Genomic DNA, 19522 nt, shown 5'->3' with positions numbered 1-19522 from the left:
GTATTAGCTCTTGATAATCCGACTGTTGGCCCAGGGATTAAAGGCGGGCTCCGCCTGTTCTGTGCTTATCTCATCGTTGAGGGAGTCCAGATACAGGGCTTCGACTTCCGCGCGCGCCCACGGGGTGCGGCGCAGAAATTTCAGGCTCGATTTAACGCTGGGATCTTTTCTGAAACAGTTAATTTTGATTCGGTCGCCCAGCTCGCTCCAGCCATATTTTGCCACCAGGGCGTTGACCATCATCTCCAGCGTTACGCCATGCAAAGGATCTTTGGAAATATGTGCAGTCATAGGTGTCCGGATGTCTCAATGTTCGTGGGGGCAGGGTTTCCGGTGAAAGGGTACAAGAAAGCAGGGGAAGCGGCAATTTTCCTTTTCCCTCGCTCATTTTATGACGGACTCCGTGCGCTGATTTTCACCAACCCTTTTTCCCGCCTTGTTTTCAATTGTAAACGTAATCGACACCTCATCCTGACCCACTGGCGTGGCCGTCAGCGTTTTGACCATCGTTCCCGAATCTGCGGGGATCGTCATCGTCATCGTCCCCTTTGCCAGCACCTTAGCGCGCTGGGTGATACGCCACGACAGACGGCATTCGCTGCACCGTTTCCAGGTGTCGTTGATGGCCCAGAGACGCACGGTCGCCGCCGTGCCGGATTTCCACTGCGGGGTGACCGGTTCAATAGAAGGCAGAACCGGCTGGTATGCGCGTTTTAACGCGTAAAAACCGGCTTTAGGCTTACGCAAATAGTCCACCACGCCCCAGTTGATGGAGGGCCAGGTCTCGACGAACATAAAGTGAAACAGGGCCGTCACCGGCTGGTAGCGCTGTCGGCGATAGCTCTCGGCCGCCGTGGCGACGAGCTGAGACTGATACGCCTGGGTATTACGGATCATTTCCTGAATGGTGTTTCCGCGCGGAATACCGGCAAATTTAAACGTCTGAAAGGGCTGGAAGTTATGGTATTTCCAGACGCTCCAGCCGGGATCGTCAGCGGCGGTGGTTTTTGGCCAGAGTTGCGCAGCCGGGATGATGGTTTTTAGCGTGGACAAGCGGGGCAGCGCCTGCGCGCCAAACTCGGTGATGATCCCTGTTTTGGCGGGCGTCAGCAGGTCACGTACGCTACCGAAATACCAGCCCGCCCAGTAGTGCTCCTCAACGGCGGAAAAGCGATGCACGATGCGGGAGGTATCTTCGGTAAGCGTATCCGCTACCCGCTGCGTGAGCTCGCGGTTGAGGTTTTTGTTCCAGTCCGGGAAGCGTTTTTCCATCCAGGGCGAATTCCAGGGCGGTTCGTTATGGCCTCCCCAGACGATGATGGCGGGTGAGTTGCCAAACTGTTCGATCATTTCCCGCGTCTGTCGAACCGCATTTTTGGTAAAGGCGTCGCTGCTGTCGTAGCCCCACTGCAGCGGAACATCCTGCCAGATCATCATGCCCATCTCATCGGCAACGGCATACAGCGCGCGCCCGGCAACGTGTCCGTGCACGCGAATGGCGTTGGCGTTCATGGCTTCTGCCAGACGAAGATCGCGACGATATTTTTCTCGCGTCATGGTGCCGAGCCAAGGGGAGCCGATGTAATTGCTGCCCTTAACAAAAAGGCGCCTGTCGTTAATGAGCCAGCCTTTGTTGCCTGGCTGCTCAACGATCTTGCGCAGTCCGGTGCGGGTGACCGCCGTATCCATTAACCCTTTTTCATCTCGTAATGAGACGCGAACCGTATACAGCTGGGGTTTCCCGGTGCCGACCGGCCACCACAGTTTTGCCGCAGGCATGGGCAGCGTGACACGAGCGGAATGGGCGCCGTTTTCCAGGGTAACCGGAAAATCTGCCTGGAAGCGTTTACCGCTGAAATTGGCGGGCGAGGCGGTGAGTCGCGCGGTAGCCTGTCCCTTCCCAAGTGCGCGATAGCGAATCTCAGCCTTCAGTGCAGGGCTTTTCAGCCCCTGCGACCAGTCAGGCCGCAGGATGATTTCATCAAGGGTGGCGCCCCGGCTCAGATGCAGCCTGACCGGTGCCCAAATGCCGCCAGAGTTGGCGTCCTGTCCTTCCGGCGACCAGGCGCCCCCGGGACGCGTATCATGCTGATTAAGAATCCCCTTCATGAGCGTTTTATGCAGCGGCCAGACCTTGTGCGGATCTTCGTAAGGGCTATCCACCCGAACCACTAACTGGTTGTGACGTTGTAACGCGGCGCTGGCATCCAGCGAAAAGCGTTGAAAATAGCCCTCGTGCTTGCCCAGCGGCTGGCCGTTCAGCGTAACATCGGCAAGGTAATCGACGCCGTCAAATACCAGGGTGCTCATCACGTCGGGCGGTTGAAGGGGTAGCGTAAAGGCGTGCTTATACCACAGCGCGCCCTGATGATCGTACCCCGCGCTGTACCAGTTGGCGGGAACTTTCAGCCCGCGCCAGCCTGACGCGGAAGGAGGCGTGCCGTCGTTGGCGTCCTGAACCCGCCAGGTGCCAGCAAGTGACCAGCTGACCGGTACCGGGTTCGCCGCCAGCGGTGGAATAAACAGCGCAAAGAGCAGCGCGCAGCTACGGGTCATGGTTCGTTTACCCCTCGCGCGTTGAGCCACGCCATCAGGCGCTGCGATTCCATTTGAAGACGCTCGTTTAGCGTTGCAAGCTGTTGCCTGTCCTGCGTGTGCGCCTCGCTCTCCAGCGCCTGCAGCTGACGGGCTAGCAGCCCGAAATCCAGCGTGACGGCTTCTCCGCGCAGCTTGTGGGCCGTGCGGCGCAGCGCTTCACGGTTATCGCTTTCGATAGCCCGGGTGAGGCTTTTCATGGCCTCCTCCAGCCCTTCGCCAAACAGGGCCAGCAGCTCCTGAACCAGGGCAGGGTCGTCAGCGCACTGTTTCAACAGGCGCGCTTCATCAGGAAAAACGGAGGAATCATCATGATGCTCGAGCACGCGAGCTATCTCCTCAGCGAGACGCTCCTGGCTGATGGGCTTGGCAATATAGCCGTCGAAGCCCATGTTAAGACAGCGCTCCTTATCCCCCTGCATGGCGTGTGCGGTCATGGCGACGGCGGGCTGAGCCGGTCCTGGCAGGGAGCGTTCCTCCTCGCGAAGCAGGCGAATGGCGGTCTCGCCGTCCATCTCAGGCATCTGAAGATCGATCAGCAGAACGTCCCACACGCCCGTGCGCCAGCGTTCAAGCAGCGCGACGCCGTTGTCGACGATCTGACAGGTATGGCCGAGGCGTTCCAGCAGGCGCGCGGCAACTTTCTGATTAACGAGGTTATCTTCAGCCAGCAGGATCCTCAGCCCCGTAGCGCCCGGGGCGGCGACGGGGGCGGGCGCGGTTTCCCCCACGGTCTTCGGCGCACGTTCAAACGCCGCGGCAATCGCCTGATGCAGCTCGTCCTGAGCGATAGGCTTATGCAGATAGTTTTTGATGCCGATCCGCTTCAGCATATTGATATCAAAATGTCGGCTCATGGAGCTCAGCATGATGATATGGCTTTCAGAAATCTGCGGCAGCACCGAAAGCTCAAGGGCCAGAGACACGCCGTCCATATCCGGCATCTGCGCGTCCAGCAGGATCAGCGGCCAGGCACTCGCTTTAACCCGGTTGATGGCCTCGCTGGCGTTGTTGACGCAGGTGGGTTTCAGCCCCATCTGGCTCAGCATGGCGGCCAGCAGCCGGAGGTTGGTTTCGTTATCATCGACCACCAGCACGGGTTCCCCATTAAAGCGCTGGCTGCGCGGGCGTTCCTCCGGGGCAAGAAACTGTGTTGCAAGCGGTAGGACGAACGAAAATTCGCTGCCTTTCCCCGGCTCGCTGGTGACCGTTAGCTCGCCGCCCATCGCCGCAACCAGTCGCGAAGAGATGGTTAGCCCGAGCCCTGTTCCTCCATAGCGGCGGGTGGTTGAGTTATCCGCCTGGCTGAAGGCTTCAAAAATGGCCTTTTGCTTATCTGCCGGGATGCCAATACCGCTGTCGCGCACCCGAAAACGCCAGTGATTCGGGTCATCCCCGGATTCAACAATCAGGATAACTTCTCCCTGGTGCGTAAATTTCAGCGCATTACCCAGCAGATTGGTCAGAACCTGACGCAGCCGGGCGCCATCGACCAGCAGCACGTCGGGAACGTCGGGTGCAATATCAACCAGAAGCTCGATGCCTTTTTCGCTCGCGCCCGGCATATGCGGACGAATTAAGGTCTGAATGAAGGGACGAAGATTGACCGGATCAATATCCAGTACAATTTTGCCTGCTTCAATACGGGAGAAGTCGAGAATATCGTTGATGATATGCAGCAAAGACTGCGCGGAACTCATCACCAGCGTCAGGTAATCGCGCTGATCGGCGCTGAGCGTGGTATCCAGGCACAGCTGGGTCATGCCAATAATGCCGTTCATCGGGGTGCGGATTTCATGACTCATGTTCGCCAGAAATGCGCTTTTGGCCTCATTGGCTTTTTGTGCTTCAAGGGCTGAGGCGATCGCCTGAATCTCAGCCTCTTTGCGCCGCGTAATATCCTGCAGTGTGCCAATAACGCGCTCGGCGTTTCCCTCGATGGAGAGCGTGACCACCTGCCCGGACAGCAGCATCCAGCGCAGTCCTTCGGTGGGGTGATGCATGCGGATCTCACATTCAAAGACCGGGCGATGCGCCTGTTTTGAAGCAAGCAGCGCCTCACGTAGTATGAGGCGATCGTCAAGGTGAACAAGGTCTAGCAGCTTTTGAAGCGGATATCTCCACTGGGATCGCGACTGACCCAGCATGGCAAGCAGCGTGTCGTTAACCTGTAACGCGTCGCCGGAAACCTGCCAGTCCCAGATCCCAATATGAATGGATTCCGCCGTCAGCAGGAAATCGTCATGCAGCTGGTGGCGCGAGCGCTGCGCCTCATCCAGCTCCGTAATATCGCTGTGCAGGCTGACAATACCGCCGTCCGCAAGGCGCTGATGCTGGACGAAAATACGCCGCTGGCCCACTTGCCGCACCTCACAGTGTTTATCCTGCCGACAGTTGCGGACGACCGACTCGCGTAGCGTCTGGCGCAGGCCGGGGTCGACGTTGTAAACAGCATCGATAAAGCGTTCCGCCAGCTCTGCAAGGGGCGTACCCACCTGCAGCCAGGGGGTGATGACCGGATAAAAAAGGGCCACGTTGTCATTCCAGGCCTGCAGGCGTTCATCTCGGTCATAAATCATGACGGCGGCCGGCAGCGCGTTAAGATCGTACGAGAATGCGTTCATCGTGATCCTCCCTATGCGCGGTAGTGCAGTTCGGCCTGTCGGCGCAGGTATTCCAGCCCGGGCGCTATCGCCATCGCCCAGGCCGTCAGGATCTCATCGTCGCACTGCGGGTCGCGCTGGCTCACCGCGTTCAACATCGCTTCGCGCCAGAGGGCGAAAAATCGTGGGGGAAGGTGCAGGCCGTCGTCGCTTTGCTCCCGCGCCAGCCGCTCGAGAAAATCAGGTACGATCAGGGCGCCGTCTACCGCAAGCATGGCGAAGAAACTTTTAAACAGGGTCTGCTGGCCTTCCCGATCCGGCAGGCGAGAAAAATGCTGCTCCGTCTCGGGTGACATATGGACGAAGGCGTCATAGAACGTCTGAAAAAACGCTGTTTTGTCATTATCCGGAAAGACGCGGTTCAGACTGGATTCAAACAGATCGCGGTAAAACTTCACGGCGTCCTCCTTAAGGCGTTTTCGCCCGGCAGACAGTGCCCGACTGGCGTATATTCTTCTGCTACACGGCGCGTAAAGTAGCTCTCTTTCTTAGACCGGCGGATGTCAAACAGCGGCCCGGCATTGTGCTTAAAGAAAAGGGCTTCCAGAACCGTGGCATTGGTAGAAAGGGTCAGGGAGGCGTTGGTATCGCCCGTGGCTTCAAGGCGGCCTTCGTACCAGCCTCTCTGCGGATCGTTAAGGTGCTCGGTGACCGACATCAGCACGTCAGTATAAGAGGTATCCCACAAGGCCCACAGAGCAAAAACCGCTTTTGTCGACACCTGCGCGAAGCGGGTGTAATCCCGGCCATCATCGCCAACAGAGTTCCAGGCATAGCCATTTCCCCAGACCGTATCCTGTATATGCCAGGGGGCCTGAGGCAGTGAAAAATCCGCTCTGGCCGTCAGGATCTTATCGGTCTCCCAGCGGCTTTTCTGACTGAGCCAGACGTTTTCCGCCTGCTTGCGCAGGCGCTTTTGCAGATCGGCCGCAACGCCTTCCGGCTCCCAGCCAAACTCCAGGCCCGGCAGCATATAGGGAAGGGTGGTTATCAGGGAGGGCTGCCACGTGGTGCGCGGATCGCGGGCATCCACGGCAAGGCGCCGCTGGGCAATGATGACGTGGTGCATCGGTGGCGTAAACGCTTTATCCGGGGAAAATCCCCACAGATGAAATGCCGTCGCGGCATATTCGCTTTCGCCCAGGCGCAGCTCCTCACGGACCACCGGCTGGCCGTTTTGCAGGGAAGAGGACCACAGTTCGCCTTCACCATCGATGACCGGGCAGAAGTTCCAGCGCAAAATGATTTTATCAAGATACTCGCTGTACTGCGGCTCCCGCTCAGCGGTGAGGCGCAGGGCGAGCATCAGGCGAGCCATGTCGCGTGCGGACCAGCCATTTTTAGCGGGCTTGCCGCTAAAGTCGATCGGCGCCGCCGTCTGGCTGGAATAGAGCCGTCCTGGCGTTCGGGTCTCGGTCAGCATCAGGCGGTTGAGAGTGCCCATCAGCCGCGTCAGGCGGGCGTCATACTCGGCCTCATCAATCAGCCCCAGCTCTTTTGCCGCCAGCAGGGCGATAAGCGTATCGCCCATTTGCCAGAGCGTGACGCGGGGCTGTTTGTCGCTTCCGTTGACCAGGCCCGTTTGCGGCTGGGTATTATTGACGAAATAGCGCCAGGCGATCGCCGCCCATTTCTGTTCTTCCTGCGTCAGGGCAGCGATACGCGCGCTGGAGTGCCAGCCGCCATTGATTAGCCAGCGCCAGCCAGCCCCCTGATGGCCAAACAGAGCAAAGATGACCACACCTGCGAGGATTAATCCCGCGAGCCCTCTGGCTAAGGTTTTAAGCATTGCGCAGTCACCGGAGGCAGTTTAACCGGCTCGTCCGCGCTGCATGACGCGCACTGACAGGCCTGGCAGGCGGGTTTGGTGCGCTGCGTGACGCCGGTCCGGTCGCACCAGCTTTTTACGGCCGGCGTGCTGGCAAGGAACGGGCGGCTGCGCAGGGCGTTGTTCTCTTCAAACTGATCGAGCAGCTTTTGATCCCACAGCGACGGAGCAAAATCCTTGCTTTTCGGGTTGTCGGTATTGAAGGCCAGCAGTTTTCCCTCTTTTTTGAACAGCAGGGCTTCCAGCATGATGCCGTTATTGTTCGCGGTGAACTCCTTGATCGGCCCGTCGCCGTTTTCATACAGCCCTTCGTAATAGCCTTTTCCCTCTTCGTTCGCATTCTCAATGGTGTTCAGCAGGCGGTCGGTATAAGGCGAGTTCCACAGGACCCACATCCCCAGCGCCGCCTTCAGTGAAATGGCGGCAGCGTTAGGGACGAATTGTCCTTTGTCGGTAATGGTGTTCCAGTTGTACCCGTCGCTGAAGACGGTGTCATAGACGAAGTATGGCGCTTTATCGAGCTGGTGCTCAGAGCGCGCGGTGAGGACACCGGTGATGGTATAGCGGTTCTCCTGAGCCTGATAAACCCGATCGGCAAAGTTTTTCATCCACGTCAGGGAGTAGTCGCGCGGGGCGTTATCCTGGTCGGTCGGCTTATCGAAGCCGAACTCCAGACCGTAGAGCAGGTAGGATTCCGTCACAACATAGTTATGCTGCGACGTATTGCGCGGGTCGCGTGAATCATACGGAACCAGCACGCAGTAAATCTCGGCCAGCTCGTACGGCTGCGGACGGCTGGCTTTACAGGTATTAAACCCCCACAGCTGAAAACCTGCCGCTCCGTACTCTTCATAGCCCAGGCGGCCTTCCTGAACATACTTCGGCTGGCCGTTCTCAAGATAGGCCCCGTACAGCGTGCCGCAGGGGTCGATCGCGTGGCTGAAATCCCAGCCCAGCACCACGTTATCAACGCTGTTGCCGTATTCCGGGTAACGCTCTTTGATGATTTTCAGCCAGACCAGCATTCGCCCGATATCCAGGGCCGAGAAGCCAATTTCGCCGGGCTTGTTGGTGTAATCCACCTTCTGGCCGCTGATGGTGTTATAGGCTTTGTTGGGCAGCTCGTTGCGAAACAGCACCAGGGTGTTAAGCGTGGCGAGGAATTTCAGCATCCGGCGGTCGAACTCTGCTTTATCTATGATCCCGAGCTCGCGCGCTGCGGTCATGGCGGCCAGATAGGATGCGCTGTCCCACATGGTGGTGGAGGGATATTTGTTGACCGCATTTACCAGCCCCGTCGTGGGCTGATAGTTGGAGACGAAATACTGCCAGGCGTTTTTCGCAATGGTCATCTCTCGGGCCGTCAGCTCGCCGCTGCGCGGCGAGTAACTTGATGCAGGCAGCTCGGTTTCCGCACGCGCGGTCGATATCGCCAGCCAGCAGATCGTTATTCCCGTGAGCAGGTGGAAAAGGATCGGGGATCTTAGCTTCATGGCGTTGCTCCTGCGGGAGTGGATGAATGGGGGGCCGTGTTAAGGCAGGCCAGACAGAGCATCTGGCCGTGCGCGATGTAGGACAGACTTTCAAGCACGATGGCGTTGGTGTCGGCGTCCACGACGCTATTAACGCTGTTATTAAGATTGAAGCCGCGCTGCCAGCCTTTACCCGGCACCAGAAGCGGCAGAACCTGCTGGCGCAGCGCCTCGCTCCAGCCATTGCGGAACAGGGCATACCAGGCAAACGCGGTGCGGGTGGAGGCGATCGCGACCTTCTCCGGGACCTCTTCGCGCAGGGCGCGCGCCTGAACCGGCTGCCTGTTGGGCAGATCGGTAACGTAATCCGGTGCCGGTTCGGCGTAATCGGTGCTGACAGGTGGTTTTGGGCTGCGCAGACCGTGGCGCCGCTGCTGGAACTGCATAATCCGCCATGCAATTTCAGCGCTCTGTGCGTCAAAACCCAGTTCGAGTCCGGTTAGCAGATAGGGCAGACTGATCAGGGAGGTCTGCTTGCCCCAGGGCGTGCGCAGCCCTTCATCGGGAACCATGATCCCGTCCAGGTCGATCATCTTTTGCCCTTCGGGCGGATTGGTGACCGCCAGTCCCGCCGCACTGTCAATCAAGCGCAGCGTATGGCTGGCATAGAGCCGGTAGCCAAAGCTGTCTCGCTGCTCGTCGGCAGCCAGCGTCCAGTGATGGAGCGGTACCGCCGCCTGGCTTTGGGTGCTGTTTTCCATCAGCGCGCCGGTGCGCCAGACGCTAAACAGATCGCGGATGGCCGCCGCGTGCTGAGGATAGCGCCACAGAATGGTCTGCAGCGCCGTCAGCAGGCGGCTCAGGCCTATTGCGGAGGCGTCAGGTTTTCCCAGAATTTTGAGGGTGTCCGCATGGTAATACGCGGCAGGGAGGCCTTTCTCATTAAGCGGCAGCTGCTCCAGCGTAAACAGGGCCGCGCTGACCCTCTCGTCAAACTCATCGGTGGAAATGATATTGAGCTGCTCTGCGGCAGCGGCCGCAAACAGATAGCTCCCTACGCTCCAGAGGCTCAGCCAGGGCTCACCGTCGCTGGCATTCGCCAGACCATTTGGCTGGGTATTGTTCACATAGTATTGCCAGGCCACCCGCGCCCAGATGGCCTCGTCATAGGTCAGCCCGCGTTTCGCGGGCAGCGGAGGGAAATCTTTACTGAGCGCGATGCCGCCGCTGCTTTCCACGCGCGAAGGCATTTGTTTCTCAACCCATACCACAATGGCAAAACCGAGCAGGAACCCCAGCAGAATAGTGAGATAACTGCGCGCGGAAAGCAGGGCATCACGTATTCTCATTGGGTGACCTCATCGTCTCCGGCGGGCGTCCACATGGCTGCGAATATCAGCGGCAGCATGGCGGCGATGTTCACTCCTCCCCAGAAAATATTGATGACGTAGCCAGAAGGATCGTCGACCTGTCCGCGTGCAACCTGAATGCCTCCCCAGACAAGCCCTGCCAGGGTCAGCACCACAATGGCAATCTGCGGCTTCACCAGATAGAGAAAACGGCCCGTCTGCCTCTCTTTTGGCGTAACGTGAAACTTGATCTGTTCGCCCCGCAGCACCGTATTAAGCGCGCGCAGATTCATGGAAAAGAAGGAGAGGTAGGAGGCCCTGCCGTCCCAGGCCGAAACCCCCCATGTCCCGAACATAAAGGCCAGTTCGGAGAAAATAAAAAAGGGGAGAAAATGGAGATAGAACGGCGTCGACCAGGCCGATACCGGCGGAATGCCGGTGAACAGATAAATAATGGGTGAAATCAAAAATACCGTGTTCCACACGCAGGCCATATAGGACCAGAAGGTCGTGGCATACATCAGCGTCTGGGGAAGTGAAAGCCTGAAGCGACGACGGCTGAAGATGTTGTCATGGAATAAAATATCCAGCGAACCTGCGGCATATTTAAAGCGCTGGATCATCCAGGTCAGCATATCCTGCGGAGAGAGCATCTTCGACTCAACGCGCGGATGCATGACCGAACGCCAGCGTCTTGCGGCGTCACCGTGCAGCAGTACCGAGGTGTAAATATCTTCGGAGACGTGAAACTTGTAGGGCGTGAGTTCGGTGTCAAATGCCACGTGCGGGCGCATCGCCTCCTGGAGCGCGCTCCGCGTTTCGTCATCGCGGATGTCGCGGGTATGGCGATGGATCTCCTCTTCGACGGACCAGACGTAGCTTCTCAGCGCGGCCTGCATGACCGCCTCGCGACGGTGGATGGACGCCGCGCCGCAGCAGAACGCAGCGTTCGCCCAGTTGCGCCGCCGCAGGATCACGTCATAGAACATGCGCGGATCGTTAAAAAACGGGTCGCGGCCAACCGTGACCGGGCCGACACACTTTTGAATCAGCCAGCCCAGGCCATAGCCCACTTTTCCCGCTTTCCGCTTGCCCCAGCGCGACAAACTTTCTCCTTCCGGAAGATCGAAAAACCACTGCGGCGTCTGCACCCAGGCCACGTCCGGGTCGCGGAAATAGCCCAGCGTATGGCTGAGAAGGGTGGGAAAGACCCGGGTGTCGGCGTCGCAGATGACAATAAAATCGCCGTCGGTTTGCTCAAGACCATTGCGCAGGTTACCGGCCTTAAAGCCGATGTTGGTCTGTCGACTGATGTAATTGACGCCTTCCTCATCGCAAACGGCTTTCATCTCCGGGCGACGGCCGTCATCGAGGACGTGGATCCGGTAGTCAATCGGGTACGGGTAATCCATCTTCAGGGCGTCGCGAATGGACAGCCTCACCAGCTCGGTGTCTTCGGAGTAGGTGGCAATGAACAGATCCACCTTAACGGGACGGGGCTCTACGGCCTCCTCCGATAACAGGCAGTCGTTAATCTCGCTCGGAGGTGGACTCTGGGGAGGATCCTGTTCTTTCCATAAGTTGATGGTAAACAGCACGGTACCGATCCAGGCCAGGGTTTCGGCGAGTACCAGCGGTATGGCGTACCATAGCGCGTCCGTATTCAGGGAGGCGGTCCAGCGCCAGTAAATATAATTTGCGCCCAGAATAAGCGCCGCGACCGCTAACACCTGCCAGGTCATCATTACCCAGCGCGGCGTTTTTAACGGTTCCGGAGGTCGACGATGTTCAAAACGGGAAAAATAAAAATCCATAGTTCCGGCGTTCCTGATTCCGTGAAAATGCAGAGCCATTCTGCTGCGCAGGCAGTTGCCCAAAAGCGAAAGAAAATAGCGATTAAACAAGATTTAAGATAAGTGTAGAACGCCGAATAAAAGTGTCCAGCCACGTTTGTGACTATTATTTAGTGGGGGTTAATTAAGATTAAATTCTGCTTAATTCGTCTCATCTGTCCGTGATAAATTGCGGTTACTATTCCTTTAGGCTATCTACTTTATTTAGGCGTTAATTTTCGTTTCCAGGCAAAGGACATCCTATGAGCCATATTGCGCCGTCTATCGCGCAAGAAGATCTAGCCAAATCAACATCATGGCGGTATGCCATTGCAGGGGTCAGGGACCTGAGAATTGACTTTATGCGCGGCATTGCCCTCGTCATGATGGTCGTGGCGCATACGGAGGTTATGTCGGTATTTAATATATTCTCCTGGGAGCGCTTTGGGTTAACAACCGGCGCAGAAGGTTTTGTCATTCTCTCGGGATTTATGTTGGGGATGTTGAATCGCGCTCGCCTGCAAAAAGTGGTATTACTCACGGTTTCGTGGGGGCTTTATCTTAGAGCGTGGAAAATATATCGTGTAAATATCATTATCATAGTGTCTTTTATTCTCCTGGCATATATCCCACATATTAATATTTTCGAGGTCACTCATTTTACCGACCGCTTTTCGGGTGAAAGCTGGTCGCTTTATCCGGTCACGCCGCAAATAAAAGAGACCTGGTTCAACATTATCCTCTATTTGCAGATTGGCCCTCATCAGACCCAAATTCTGGGGCTGTATATCTTTTTGCTGCTCTTCAGCCCACTATTTTTGGGGATGCTACAGAAGGGTAACGTCTGGTGGCTGCTGGGGGCGTCTCTGCTGGTGTACGGCCTGTGGCAGCGGTGGCCGCTCCGGCTGACGCCGTCGGAGTTCGAATTTGCCTTTCCGCTTCTGGCCTGGCAATTCATCTTTGTTCTGGGCATGGCCAGCGGCTGGTATAAAGCCGAACTGATCTCTTTCGCACGCACGCCTGCTGGTAAAGTGGTGGTGGTTGCGCTGGTGATAGTGGCGCTCATTCTGGGGTTCATAGCACAGAACCATACCAACCCGTTTATGCCCCCCGCGCTGCTGATGCACGTGATCCCGCCTGACAGCTTCAACACCCTTTATCACACCTGGGCGGCGAAAAATGGGCTGGGCCCGGTGCGGGTGTTAAACGATATCGCCCTGATGGTTACCGTCTATCTGGTGCTGACATACTGCTGGACGCCGCTCAACCGCCTGCTGGGATGGTTTCTTATTCCATTAGGCCAGCACTCGCTTTATACCTTCATTTTGCATGTGTACGTGGTGCTGCTGGTCAGTCAGTTCATCACCTTCGATTTGTGGCGTCATGCCTGGATAGAAAATACATTAGTGCATGCTGCGGCTCTGGGCATTTTGTGGCTCATGGCAAAATACAACGTCGCCGCACGCTGGATACCTAACTAAGGATGGCGGTTATGCGCGAAAAATGGCTCCTGGCGGGCGTCTTACTCGCCGCAATACCCGCGGCGGATGCGGCGCAAAGCAGTGAGAAAGAGACGTTGCGCGATAAGAACGGCGAACCCGTTCAGGCAGGCGTGTTTACCAGCCGGTGGGGGCGTCTGTTCTCAGGCAATGACAAGAAATTTTCAGGCGCCCTGAGCTTCAGTTCAGGGCTGAAAGAGCAGATGGTGAGCGTGCCCAACAGCTCGGACAGCGCCGCGCAGGCGAAAAAAATTAACCAGACGCTGAATCTTAGTCTGCAGTATTCCCCCTACAGCTTCTGGTTTGCCAACATCACCTCCCGGTTGCCGGTCAGAGATACCAACCGCTATACCGCCGATTTTCGCTACAGTTTTGGCTATGACGACTGGCATGCCAATACGTTCAGCCTGGTCTACGGCAACTACGGCGATAACCACTTCTGGACGTCGGGTAGCCGGAGACACACCTATTTCGAACAGGGCGCCTTTACCCTGGCCTACAAGTTTTCGCTACCGAAACCGGTTGAAAACACGCTCCTGATTAATAAAGGCGACTCTATCATTTGTCAGGTCGGGTACAGCTGGGTTCCGCGCTACTACGACCTCAGCAGCGATGACATCCGTAAAAATAAAAACGTCATGCTCGGCGGCTGCGGCTATACCTTCAAACAACATTTCTTCGTTCGCGCAACGGCGTTCTGGTTCCCGGACAGCAGCCAGCAGCAGCCCTGGAACGGCGATTACAGCTACAGCTTTGGCTATGCGGGCTATACGCCAGGTTCGTTCTCCATCCAGTACGCGAACTATGCGGGGACGCGCTATCCGGGGCACGGCAACGGTAACGCAAAATTCAGGGAAGGGACCGTGAGTCTCATCTGGTTCTTACCGCTATAGGAGGGATACATGTCAGCGCTGCACGTGTTAATCGTTGAAGATTCGCTGATTTATCGTCGGTTACTCTCCCGAATGCTCACCCAGTGGGGGTATATCGTGAGCGAGGCGGAAAATGGTGTCGCCGCGCTGGAAATATTGTCCAGCCAGCCGATCAGTATGGTGATAAGCGACTGGGAGATGCCGGAAATGGACGGGCTTACGCTCTGTCAGACGATCCGCAGCCGTCAGTTTGGCCACTATGTGTATATCATTCTGCTCACGGCCCGCGAGAATGCAGGAGATTTAACGCAGGGTTTTGATGCCGGGGCGGATGATTTTTTAAGCAAGCCCGTCGAACAGGCTGAGTTACGGGCGCGACTCCATGCCGGGGTACGTATTTTGACGCTGGAAGCGACCCTTGCGGCGCATAATAAGCGCCTGAGTGAAGCGTTACGCCAGATTGAACAGGATCTTGAGCTGGCGGCGCGCGTTCAGCACTCGGTTCTGCCATCACACCGGCTGCGCTTCGGGAACTACTTTTCCGACTGGCTTTTCTTACCGTCTGCCTGGGTATCGGGCGATGTCTTCAATATTTTTCCTCTGGACTCTCATCTGGGGTTCTACTGCGTTGACGTGTCCGGTCACGGCGTAGGGGCAGCAATGATGTCCCTCGCCGTGGCACGTCAGTTCCTGCACGGCCGGGTTGTGGACCGTTTTTTGTTTACCGCAGAGGGCGGAATTCAGTCGCCTGCTGAGGTCATCAGGATACTGAACAGCCGCTTTTGCAGTGAAGAAAACGACATCACCAGCTATTTCACCATCGTCTACGGCGTGATCGACCCCGTCAGTGGTCAGGGGTTGTTGTGTCAGGCGGGGCATCCTACTCCCGTGATTGTGAACGCAGAGAGTGCCGTCACTTACGTTGGCGAGGGTGGGCCGCCTGTCGGACTGATGCCCGACCTCAGCTGGGAGGACGTCGCTTTTACCCTCAATCCAGGGGATCGCTTATGCTTATTCAGTGACGGCATCACGGAGTGTGAGAATCGCGAGGGCGAGCAGTTTGGCCCGCAACGTCTGGAACGCTGGCTTCATGAGCATGCCCATCTGCCGGTTGACGAGCTCCTGCCGCGGTTCGGCCAACATCTGACCGGCTGGCGCAATGAAAATAGACATGAACCGACCGCCTTAACCGATGACGTTTCACTGTTAGTTATTGAGCGTCAGGGAGAACAGAATGATTATTAACACTGAACGATTACCGCATGCCAACATTCTCACGCCAGCGGTCCGGCGGCTGGATGCGTCCATTGCCGCGACGTTTAAGGCCTCTGTGACGGAAGAAATTGGCAGCGATCGTAAAGCCTTAATTGTCGATTTTAGCAAAGTGGACTTTATCGATAGCAGCGGGCTGGGGATGCTGGTGTCGTTGTTTAAGCTGATGAACGGGAAAGGCGAAATGGCGCTGTGCTCCCTGAACCCCGGCATCATGAATATGTTTACCCTGACCCGAATGGATCGCATATTCCGCATTTATCCGGATAAAAACAGCGCGCTTGCGCAGCTGGGGCAGTAGATGCTGACGCCGGAGCATGCGGCATTTCCGGCAGAGATCGGCTCCCTGACGCCGCTTGCTGGCTGGCTGGGAGAACGTCTGAGCGCGCTTGCCGTTGACGATGAGTGGCGTTTCGCGCTCGATCTTGCCGTCTGTGAAGTGGCGACGAATATCATCCGGCACGCGCTGCATGAGGATGCCTCACGCGCATTTAGCGTAGAGTTCGACATCCGGGACTATACTGTCCGCGTTGTCTTTACCGACGCGGGTGATGCATTCCCGCTGGAGCGACTTGAGGCCGCCCGACGAGACCGCTTCTGCGAAATCTCGCCGCTGCTGGAGAGCGGCAGGGGGCTGATGCTCATTTTGCTGAGCGTCGATCGTTTCTCGGTGGAGCGAAAGGCGGATAAAAATATTGCCACGCTTGAAAAGAAAATCAGCGTATGACCTGCGGGCCATACGCCCAAACTTCCCTATTTCTTATCAGCAAATAGCTCCGGCGCCCACGGACGCGGATCCACCTCCATAAACGGCGCGCGCTCGAAGCGGTCCTTCAGCGCCCACGGCACCGTGCAGTCGAAGATGGTCTTGCAGGAGATGCCGTTTGCGCGAATCGAGGTGCTGTAATCCGGCGACTGGGACGGATCCAGCTGGTGGCCGCGGATCCCCGGAATATTCGTGATGCTGACATCACCCTGCATGCGGGTGGTCATCGCCCACAGGATGTCGTCGCTGTCGAAAATATCCACGTCTTCATCGACAAGAATGATGTTCTTCAGCTCCGAGTAAGTGGCTAAGGCAATCAGCGCCGCCTGGCCCTGACGACCTTCGTCTGACGGCTGGCGTTTTTTCACCTGCAATATCCCGAGGAACTTACCGCCGCCCGCGGTATGCGCATAGACGTTTTGCAGGAAGCCCGGAATCGCCTCTTCAACGGCATTGCGAATGCTGGCCTCCGTCGGCAAACCGGCCAGCGTGGTATGTTCTTCTCCCGGTCCCACCAGCGTTTGCAGGATCGCGTGGTTTCGCATGGTCACGGCTTTCACTTTGATCACCGGCAGGGACGGGTTCGCCTCGCCGCAGTAGCCCGGGAACTCCGGCATCACGTGGCCGGTATTGGTGTGCTGATCTTCTCTTACCCGCACGCCAGGGAGCAGTTCGCCCTCGATGATGATTTCCGCCCGCGCGATCGCTTTCTCTTTTACCGCCACGCCCTGCACCAGTTCGACAGGCTGCTGGCGCAGCGCCCCGGCGACGCCCAGCTCGTTGTAGCCAAACGGCGTGGTGGGCGCCTCAAAACATGCGCCGATATAGATGGCGGGATCGAGCCCCATGTTAATCGTTACCGGCAGCGGTTTTCCGGCCTCTTCCGCCTTTTTGCGGAAGACTTCGATATGCCGACCGGCGGCAAGGAACATGGAAAGCTCGTCGCGCTCCTGAACGCAGAGGCGGTGAATGGTGACATCCGTCAGCGAGCTGTCTTCCGGATCGCTTGCCAGCACCAGCCCCAGACAGAAGAACGGACCGGCATCAATCGGCGTGTTTGTTGGGGCCGGAAGCAGCTTGCGCAGGTCGAAGTCAGGGTCGTCCGCGTAGAAAACCTGTTCCTGGCAGGGCGCCTGCGAGGCCGGAACGACAACCGGCGCAACCGGCTTTTTCACCGCCTGACCGACGTGTTTTGCCAGCTCAGAGGGCTCGCAGCCCAGAAGCAGCGCCGCGCGCTCGCGGCTGGCGTGCATGCCCACCAGGATGCGGGAGCCAGGATAGCCCTTCACGCTGTTGAACATCATGGCCGGTCCCGTACGGGTGGGACGTTTTACCGTGCCGCCCGCGCCGATATGGCGGTAAACCCCCGCCAGCTCCGCGTTGGGATCGACCGGATAATCGGTTTCAAGATACTGCCCTTCGTGGCGCTGAAGCAGGGCGATGGCGCTGCGGAGATCGTTGATCGGGTTTTCCATATTTTCCTCCCTCGTTTGAATACCTCCATTTTTATGGCAATGACCAATAGCATCAATTGCATCATTACTGCTAAATTGATAAGTAAATTCATATCAAAAAAGGAAGCGTTCCGTGCAGTTTCGTCAGATGCGCCATTTCATCGTCGTGGCCGAAGAGCTCCATATGCACCGGGCCGCCGAGCGTCTGAACATGGCGCAACCGGCCCTGAGCCAGCAGATAAAGGCGCTGGAAGAACGGTTAGGCGTCACGCTCTTTAGCCGGGCGAATCGCCGCTTAACCCTGACGCCCGCGGGTGAAGCGTTTCTGGTGAAAGCCAGGCTCGCCATTTCCCTGACCGAGCAGGCGATTCTCGACGCCAGGCAAACGGCACGGGGCGAGCAGGGGGTATTAAACCTGGGGTGCGTGTCGAGCGCGATGTTCGACGGCAGGCTGCCCGCCGCGCTGCACCAGATGCATACGCGCTGGCCGGCCATTACCATGTCGCTGGTGACGGGAAACGTGCAGACGCTCTACGCCGCCGTGCAGAGCAACCAGCTCGACGTGGCTATTATCCGGGCGCCACTGCCGTCGCTGCCTGACGATCTGCAAAGCCGCCCGTTCACGTCAGAGAAAACGGTGCTGGCACTGTATCGTCAGCATCCGCTAGCGGGATCTTCCGCGCTGACGCTTTCGTCGGTGAAAGACGAAAAATGGATCTCCCTGCGCGACCCGGAGGGAATGGGGCTGGAACAGTACTTTTATGACGCCTGCAGCGGGGCGGGCTTTCAGCCGGACGTGGTGCAAAACGCGACCGACGTGCCCACGGTGATAAGCCTGGTCTCGGCGGGGTTTGGGTTGGCGCTGCTGCCCGCGTCGGCAAAGGCGGTGAGCGTCGAGAATGTGGTTTACGTGGACATCCTCGACCGGCTCCGGGAAAGCGAGCTGACGCTGGTTTGTCACCGGATTATTCGCTCAGAAGTGCTTAAAAAGTTTCTGGTTACGCTCGATCACACCTGACGCCCGGCGGCCTGCAGCAGCTGCTCGCGCAGCCAGACGTTCGCCGGATCCTGGCTGTTTTTCGGGTGCCAGTACATGTTGATGATAATCGGCTGGAGCGGCAGCGGCGGCGCAAAGAGATCCAGCGTGCTGGCAAACTGTTTCAGCATCCGTTCCGGCAGGGTGCACACCAGGTCGGTACCGGCAACAAGCGCAGGCGCCATGGCGTAGCTCTGCGTGGACATCGCAACGTGTCGCTGGTAGCCCAGCCCGGCCAGGGTTTGATCGACAAAGCCGGTAAACGGATCTCCCGCCGATGACACCACCAGATGAGAAAGCGCGCAGTAGCTTTCCAGGTCTAACGCTCCGGTCCCGCGCGGATGGCCTTTGCGCTGGGCGGTGGCAAACGTATCGTCGAGCAGTTTGCGCCTCACCCAGCCGTCATGGGCGCCCGCGCTTACGCCGATGTAGATATCCACATCTCCGTTTTCCAGCTGCTGCGCCAGTTCGGACATCTGTGGCAGGGCGAAGCGCAGGCGAATACCTGGAGCTTCGGTACCCACCTGGTTAAGCAGCCCGGCGCCGAGCATCAGCGCCGGGTTTTCGTGCAGGGCGATGACAAAGGTCCGGGTACTGGTCTGCGCATCAAACGTGGTGGGGGCAAACAGCGCGCTGATGCCGCGCAGCACGCTCTCCACCTGAGGCTTAAGCGCTTCCGCTCGCGGCGTGGGCAGCACCCCACGTCCATGTGGGGAAGGAATAAACAGCGGTTCGCCAAACAGCGTTCGCAGACGCGCCAGACGAGCGGACAGCGCGGGCTGGCTGATGCCCAGCCGCGCGGCCGCATGGGTGATATTCCTGTCCTGAAGCAGGGCGTCCAGGGTCAGGATCAGGTCTATGTCCATGTCAGAGCTGGGCGTCAT

The 19522-nt window shown here is 57.8% G+C and carries 16 protein-coding genes; 6 read left to right on the top strand and 10 right to left on the bottom strand.

All coding sequences use genetic code 11. The features are described 5' to 3' along the window. Nucleotides 1–3: 3 nt before the first annotated feature. The 8 genes from BJ885_RS07705 to BJ885_RS07670 all read right to left on the bottom strand — a co-directional run bounded on the left by BJ885_RS07705 (nucleotide 4) and on the right by BJ885_RS07670 (nucleotide 11721). A complete protein-coding gene (locus BJ885_RS07705; protein ID WP_121931589.1) occupies nucleotides 4–291 on the bottom strand; it encodes a VF530 family DNA-binding protein in 288 nt (95 codons plus the stop codon). A gap of 93 nt (nucleotides 292–384) precedes the next feature. Next, on the bottom strand, nucleotides 385–2556 hold the full coding sequence (locus BJ885_RS07700) for a glycosyl hydrolase 2 galactose-binding domain-containing protein (protein ID WP_121931588.1): 2172 nt from the start codon (nucleotides 2554–2556) through the stop codon (nucleotides 385–387). Further along, the gene (locus tag BJ885_RS07695; protein WP_121931587.1) at nucleotides 2553–5219 is read right to left on the bottom strand and encodes a response regulator; all 2667 of its coding nucleotides are present in this window, start codon (nucleotides 5217–5219) and stop codon (nucleotides 2553–2555) included. The genes BJ885_RS07700 and BJ885_RS07695 overlap by 4 nt, the downstream gene beginning before the upstream one ends. 11 nt (nucleotides 5220–5230) lie before the next feature. Next, nucleotides 5231–5656 (bottom strand): globin, encoded by a 426-nt coding sequence (locus tag BJ885_RS07690; RefSeq protein ID WP_029741310.1) that lies wholly within the window; start codon nucleotides 5654–5656, stop codon nucleotides 5231–5233. Continuing rightward, nucleotides 5653–7047 carry a DUF3131 domain-containing protein gene (locus BJ885_RS07685; protein WP_121931586.1) on the bottom strand — a complete coding sequence of 465 codons (1395 nt, stop codon included), beginning with the start codon at nucleotides 7045–7047 and terminating at the stop codon, nucleotides 5653–5655. The genes BJ885_RS07690 and BJ885_RS07685 overlap by 4 nt, the downstream gene beginning before the upstream one ends. Then, complete coding sequence (locus BJ885_RS07680; protein ID WP_121931585.1) at nucleotides 7032–8579, bottom strand: DUF3131 domain-containing protein; 1548 nt, start codon at nucleotides 8577–8579, stop codon at nucleotides 7032–7034. Before BJ885_RS07680 ends, BJ885_RS07685 begins: the two co-directional genes overlap by 16 nt. Further along, nucleotides 8576–9907 (bottom strand): DUF3131 domain-containing protein, encoded by a 1332-nt coding sequence (locus BJ885_RS07675; protein ID WP_121931584.1) that lies wholly within the window; start codon nucleotides 9905–9907, stop codon nucleotides 8576–8578. The genes BJ885_RS07680 and BJ885_RS07675 overlap by 4 nt, the downstream gene beginning before the upstream one ends. Continuing rightward, on the bottom strand, nucleotides 9904–11721 hold the full coding sequence (locus BJ885_RS07670; RefSeq protein ID WP_121931583.1) for a glycosyltransferase: 1818 nt from the start codon (nucleotides 11719–11721) through the stop codon (nucleotides 9904–9906). Before BJ885_RS07670 ends, BJ885_RS07675 begins: the two co-directional genes overlap by 4 nt. 281 nt (nucleotides 11722–12002) lie before the next feature. Between BJ885_RS07670 and opgC the strand changes: the two genes are divergently transcribed. Genes opgC through BJ885_RS07645 form a run of 5 tightly spaced genes read left to right on the top strand, consistent with a single transcriptional unit; the run spans nucleotide 12003 to nucleotide 16109 of the window. Further along, nucleotides 12003–13220: an OpgC domain-containing protein gene (gene opgC / locus BJ885_RS07665; RefSeq protein ID WP_121931582.1), complete on the top strand. Its 1218-nt coding sequence runs from the start codon at nucleotides 12003–12005 to the stop codon at nucleotides 13218–13220. Between the two features lie 11 nt (nucleotides 13221–13231). Next, nucleotides 13232–14131, top strand: a complete 900-nt coding sequence (locus BJ885_RS07660) for a hypothetical protein (RefSeq protein WP_121931797.1) — start codon at nucleotides 13232–13234, stop codon at nucleotides 14129–14131. Nucleotides 14132–14140: 9 nt separating this feature from the next. After that, complete coding sequence (locus BJ885_RS07655) at nucleotides 14141–15355, top strand: PP2C family protein-serine/threonine phosphatase (RefSeq protein ID WP_121931581.1); 1215 nt, start codon at nucleotides 14141–14143, stop codon at nucleotides 15353–15355. Next, on the top strand, nucleotides 15345–15683 hold the full coding sequence (locus BJ885_RS07650) for an STAS domain-containing protein (RefSeq protein WP_059346775.1): 339 nt from the start codon (nucleotides 15345–15347) through the stop codon (nucleotides 15681–15683). Before BJ885_RS07655 ends, BJ885_RS07650 begins: the two co-directional genes overlap by 11 nt. Then, nucleotides 15684–16109 carry an ATP-binding protein gene (locus tag BJ885_RS07645; RefSeq protein WP_121931580.1) on the top strand — a complete coding sequence of 142 codons (426 nt, stop codon included), beginning with the start codon at nucleotides 15684–15686 and terminating at the stop codon, nucleotides 16107–16109. Between the two features lie 26 nt (nucleotides 16110–16135). Here BJ885_RS07645 and BJ885_RS07640 read toward each other — a convergent pair whose 3' ends face one another. Continuing rightward, nucleotides 16136–17623 (bottom strand): UbiD family decarboxylase, encoded by a 1488-nt coding sequence (locus BJ885_RS07640; RefSeq protein WP_121931579.1) that lies wholly within the window; start codon nucleotides 17621–17623, stop codon nucleotides 16136–16138. Between the two features lie 112 nt (nucleotides 17624–17735). Here BJ885_RS07640 and BJ885_RS07635 point away from each other — a divergent pair, with 112 nt between their 5' ends. Beyond that, complete coding sequence (locus BJ885_RS07635) at nucleotides 17736–18620, top strand: LysR substrate-binding domain-containing protein (RefSeq protein WP_121931578.1); 885 nt, start codon at nucleotides 17736–17738, stop codon at nucleotides 18618–18620. On the opposite strand, the gene BJ885_RS07630 is transcribed toward BJ885_RS07635, so the two are convergent. Then, nucleotides 18611–19522 carry a LysR family transcriptional regulator gene (locus BJ885_RS07630; RefSeq protein WP_121931577.1) on the bottom strand — a complete coding sequence of 304 codons (912 nt, stop codon included), beginning with the start codon at nucleotides 19520–19522 and terminating at the stop codon, nucleotides 18611–18613. The two genes, BJ885_RS07635 and BJ885_RS07630, sit on opposite strands and share 10 nt — an antisense overlap.

The organism is Enterobacter sp. WP_7_1 (assembly GCF_003688535.1).
GTDB lineage: Bacteria > Pseudomonadota > Gammaproteobacteria > Enterobacterales > Enterobacteriaceae > Enterobacter > Enterobacter asburiae.
Note: the sequence above shows the minus strand (reverse complement) of the source record. Positions and strands in the feature narration are given on the sequence as shown.